Source organism: Candidatus Thermoplasmatota archaeon (assembly GCA_030018475.1).
Classification (GTDB): Archaea; Thermoplasmatota; JASEFT01; order JASEFT01; family JASEFT01; genus JASEFT01.
Window position 1 is genome coordinate 1 of record JASEFT010000015.1, and the last position, 4,894, is coordinate 4,894.

Sequence of the window (4,894 nt, forward strand, 5' to 3'; positions counted from 1 at the left end):
GGGTGAAGCGCCCCTTCAGCTTATAAAAACGTTGCAAATGTTGCTTTACTTTACACTTTCAGAATATTTATCTACTCAAAGAACAATTTTGCAACCTACTGATTAATATGGAAGTTGGAATTGTAGGCGTTGGTCATGGGAAATTTGGAAATAGAAACGATGCTTCTGTAGAGGAACTGGCTTTCGAATCGTACAAGCAAGCGCTAGATGATGCAAAACTCACTAATAGCGAAATAAATGCTTCCGTGATATGCTCTTCGCCAGAATATCACAAGCAGCGCTCCTTAGCTGGCGTGATAGCAGAATATCTCGGCCTCAATCCCCAGCCAACGTATCTGGTAGAAGCTGCTTGCGCTTCAGGTAGCGCAGGGCTAAGAACAGCTTACTCAATGATAAAATCAGGCATGCATGACGTTGTCGCAGTGCTCGGCTCTCAGAAAATGCTAGAATTGAGTACAGCTGAGATACTGGCTTTAATGGGTAGAGTAGGCGATGTGAAATGGGAATCGAATTTTGGAACTGCTTTTCCAAGCTACTATGCGCTATATGCAACAGCCCATATGAAAAAGTACGGTACCACTGAAGAGCAGCTCGCAATGGTAGCTGTAAAAAACCATTATTACGGCGCTATGAATCCAAACGCAATGTTTCAAAAAGAAATAACTCTAGAAAAGGCTCTTGGCTCAAAGCTCATTGCCTCGCCTCTCAAATTATACGATTGTTGCTCTAACGCTGATGGCGCTGCATGTGTTATTTTGGCAAACGAAACTAGAGCGAAAAAGATTACAGATACGCCTGTCTGGATAGTAGGACAGGGCTGCGCCTCTGCTTCCACATCCATTCTTAGGAGAGACTCGTTTACAAGCCTTTCTAGCACTGTTGAGGCTTCAAGACAGGCATATAAACAAGCGCGCATCAGTCCTAAAGATCTGGATGTCGCTGAGGTTCATGACTGCTTTACAATAGCCGAGCTCCTAGCTTATGAAGATCTTGGATTTTGCGATAAAGGTAAAAGTGGTAAATTGATAGAGGAGAAGCAGACCTATCTAGGTGGCAAAATACCTGTGAATTTAGATGGCGGTTTGAAAGCAAAAGGTCATCCGGTAGGCGCTACTGGCGTCTCAATGGCTGTAGAAATTACAAAGCAGCTCAGAGGCGAAGCTGGTAATAGACAAGTAAAAAATGCTGAAATAGGGCTAACTCATAATGTAGGTGGCATAGGACAATATTGCTTCGTAACAATTTACAGAAGATAAGAAGATGGTATTTGAAAAATTTGGAAGACTAAGTTTTGTCCCTTTCACAAAAGTTTCAGAGTTTGTAGAGCATTTGAAGAATGGCAAGCTCAAAGCAACTAAATGTAAAAAATGCTCCTCAGTTTATTTTCCGCCGAAAGCTGATTGTTTTAAATGTATGTCAACCGAGATGGAATGGATTGAATTAAGTGGCAAATGCACCCTACTTACTTATACTACTGTACACGTAGCTCCAGCCGGTTTTGAAAATTTTGTTCCATATACAATTGCTGTTGCAGAGCTTGAGGAAGGCGGTAAACTGCTGGCATGGCTTGGAGGTATTAAAGAAGAGAATTTGGAAATCGGTATGAAACTTAGAATTGTAGTAGAACAGCTTCCAGAAGATAGAATTGTATATAGTCTAAAACGGTGACAGTTATCAAATAACCAAGCTACTTGGACAAAAACTGGATAGTTTGGGAGCCGTTGAATTCTTCTACAGGTTTCTGAACGATTGGCTCATTTTCGTAATCATCTCAGTTTAGCGCCGCAGTTACCGCAGTATTTAAAGCTCTCAGGAAGATTCTTTGTCTTACATTCTGGGCATGTAACTATGGGCGCGCCCCATTTGTATTCATAAGCTTTGCCTTCCGCTGCAAGCTCTCTAAATTTTTTAAAATTAGGCTGGCGCTTCTCTAAAAACGCACTAAATCCTTCAAGAGGTTCTTCGGTAGCATAATGAATAGTGAGCCAATCGCGTGCATGTGCCAATGTAGTCCAAGCCAAATCACCCCAGAAATTAGATTGGACTTTTGTATATCTTAAGCAATCAGGCATTTTATTTATTAATTTATTGCATACCTGAGCTATTTCTTCATCAAGCTTTTCATAAGGTACAACTTTATTTACCAAGCCCCATTCTAATGCAGTTTTAGCGTCAATTTCATCGCCAACCATTACCATCCATCTTGAGCGCTTCTCACCTATAGCCAAAGGTAGCCACTGGGTTGCACCACCTGCAGATACACTACCTACTCTGGTACCGGGCTGAATGAAGCGCGCATGCTCAGCAGCTATTGAAAGATCGCAAGCTAAATTTATTTCGTTGCCACCGCCTGCAACAACACCATTTATTCTGGCGAGCACAGGCTTACCGCAGTTTCTTATAAGGTAAAGCATGCGCTCGTAAAATTCCCACCATTGCCAAAAGCCATGTGGCTTTTTAGGGTACTCTGTTGCGTATTCGTTGGCATCTCCACCCGTACAAAATGCCTTATCACCAACGCCTGTTATTACTGCAACTGCAATTTTACCATCCCATACAACATTGTGGAGCGCTTCACAAATCTCCTTTAAAGTTTTAAGACTGTAGGCGTTGTAAACTTTCGGTCTATTTATTGTTATTCTTGCCACCCAGTCTTTCACATCATAGATTATTTCTTCAAACTTATGCTCAACTTTCTCCATGCTTCTTCCACCCAATCTAGTAAAAGATTCGTGGATATATATACGTTATTGGGGTTTGAGCTCTTCCAAAAATAAAATTATATACTTCGAGAGCTTTTTACAGACTATGAAAGCGGCAGTATTCTATGGAAAGGAGCAGGGATTAAAAATAGAAGAAGTGCCTATACCAACATATTCTAATAACGAGCTACTGGTAAGGGTAGCTGCTACAGGCTTATGTAGAACTGATTTGCATTATTTACATGGGACGCCGACGTTTAAAAAACCGCCGATAATCTTAGGACATGAGATAAGCGGTATCGTTGAAAGTGTAGGCGAAAATGTAAAGAATTTTAGTAAAGGTGACAAGGTGCTTATTCCGCCGGTTTTTGCTTGTGGAAAGTGTTTCTTTTGCAGAATCGGTAGGGGCACAATTTGTACAAATCAGATAATGGTCGGGAATCACAGGGATGGTGGCTTCGCAGAGTATATAGCTGTACCGGCAAGCGATATATTCCATCTTCCAGATGAAATTCCATTACAGGAAGGCTGTATCATTTCAGATGCTCTCTCTACACCTTATCATGCAGTAATAACCAGAGCGCAGGTTAAGGCTGGCGATACTGTAGCTGTATTCGGTTGCGGCGGCATAGGATTAGCGACTGTTCAAATGGCAAGTGCAGTTGGAGCGAGCGTTATTGCGATAGATGTATTTGATGAAAAGCTACAATTGGCAAAAAAGTTCGGCGCTGTAGAAACAATTAATGCGCGCAAGGAAAGCGATCTACCTAAAAAGCTTAGAAAAATAAGTGAAAGAGGTATAGATATAGCAATAGAGGCTATTGGCAATCCAGAGACAATTCAGCATGCGTATAACTCCGTAAGATGGGGCGGGCGCGTAGTAGTCGTTGGTTATACAGATAAAGATATTGTAATTAACGCTGCTAGATTAATGTTTAGGGAAATAGAGATTATAGGCTCGCTGGGTTGCGGGCTGCAAGATTACCCAAAGCTAATCGATATGATTAAGTACGGCAAAATCAAAGTGAAAGAACTTGTATCACACAAATTCGAGCTTACAGAAATAAATAAAGGGTTTGAACTGCTAGAGCGCAGCGAGCCAACACTTATCAGGGCAATAGCAATTCCTTAGCGTGGAGCTCGATATGAGAATTAGCGATATTAAGAAGATATGCGTTGTTGGGGCAGGAACTATGGGTGCCGGTATAGCGCAGAGTTGCGCTCAAGCTGGCTTAAGAGTCTCTATGATGGATATCAAAGAAGAATTTGTGAAAAAAGCAGTTGAAAGAATCAAAGTAGCGCTTGAAGATAGTATAAAGCGCGGCAAGCTAACAGAGCAAAAGATGCAAAATATTCTAGAAAATATCTCTGTTACGACCGATTTGAATACCGCAGTTAAAGATTCAAACTTAATAATAGAAGCAATTTTTGAAGATATAGCTGCAAAGAAAGAATTGTTCAGAAAGATGAGTGCAGTTTGCAACGAATCTGTAATTTTTGCTACAAATACCTCAACATTAAGCATTACCGAAATGGCGAAAGTAACGGCTCGAGAAGACAAAGTTATAGGGTTGCATTTTTTCTATCCCGCAGCAATTAATAAACTAATTGAAGTTATTCCTGGCGAAAGAACTTCTGTAGAGACACTTGAAACAGCCTTAGAATTGTGCTGGAAACTAGGCAAAATACCTATCAGAGCGAAAGACGCGCCTGGTTTTGCAGTGAATCGCTTTTTCGTACCGTTTCTAAACGAATCTTGTAAAATTTTAGGAGAAGGAATCTCAAATATTCCTACGATAGAGCATGCTGCGAAAGAAGTGTTTGGAATAAAACTTGGGCCGTTCGAGTTAATGAATGCTACAGGGGTAGCGATTGCATATCATTCCGAAGAAGCTCTGTACAAAGCTCTAGGCGAGTTTTATAAGCCAGCCAAAGCACTGAGAATGCAATTTGAATCAAATCAAAAATGGAATTTGGAAGGCGATATAAACGAAGCGCAAGTTGAAATAATAAAGAAGAGATTTCTAGGCTTGATTTTTAATATTGTTTGCCAGATTGCGGACGAAGGAATTGCAACTAGAGAGGATATTGACAGGGGTGCAACTGTTGGGCTGCGATGGAAGGCAGGCCCTTTCACAATGATGAATTCGATTGGAATACAGACTGCATACGAACTTGCAGTTGAATTTGCG

At 41.1% G+C, this 4,894-nt stretch carries 5 protein-coding genes; 4 read left to right on the plus strand and 1 reads right to left on the minus strand.

Annotation, left to right across the window (positions count from 1 at the left end; genetic code table 11):
• Positions 1-107: 107 nt before the first annotated feature.
• Both QMD21_03185 and QMD21_03190 read left to right on the plus strand, forming a co-directional pair.
• Positions 108-1,256: a thiolase domain-containing protein gene (locus QMD21_03185; protein MDI6855773.1), complete on the plus strand. Its 1,149-nt coding sequence runs from the start codon at positions 108-110 to the stop codon at positions 1,254-1,256.
• A gap of 4 nt (positions 1,257-1,260) precedes the next feature.
• Positions 1,261-1,668: a Zn-ribbon domain-containing OB-fold protein gene (locus QMD21_03190; protein ID MDI6855774.1), complete on the plus strand. Its 408-nt coding sequence runs from the start codon at positions 1,261-1,263 to the stop codon at positions 1,666-1,668.
• 98 nt (positions 1,669-1,766) lie between these two features.
• On the opposite strand, the gene QMD21_03195 is transcribed toward QMD21_03190, so the two are convergent.
• Complete coding sequence (locus tag QMD21_03195; GenBank protein ID MDI6855775.1) at positions 1,767-2,702, minus strand: enoyl-CoA hydratase-related protein; 936 nt, start codon at positions 2,700-2,702, stop codon at positions 1,767-1,769.
• A gap of 106 nt (positions 2,703-2,808) precedes the next feature.
• Here QMD21_03195 and QMD21_03200 point away from each other — a divergent pair, with 106 nt between their 5' ends.
• Positions 2,809-3,834, plus strand: a complete 1,026-nt coding sequence (locus tag QMD21_03200; GenBank protein ID MDI6855776.1) for a zinc-binding dehydrogenase — start codon at positions 2,809-2,811, stop codon at positions 3,832-3,834.
• A 13-nt stretch (positions 3,835-3,847) separates the two neighbouring features.
• Positions 3,848-4,894: 3-hydroxyacyl-CoA dehydrogenase NAD-binding domain-containing protein (locus QMD21_03205; protein ID MDI6855777.1), on the plus strand; the 1,047-nt coding region annotated here is incomplete at its 3' end.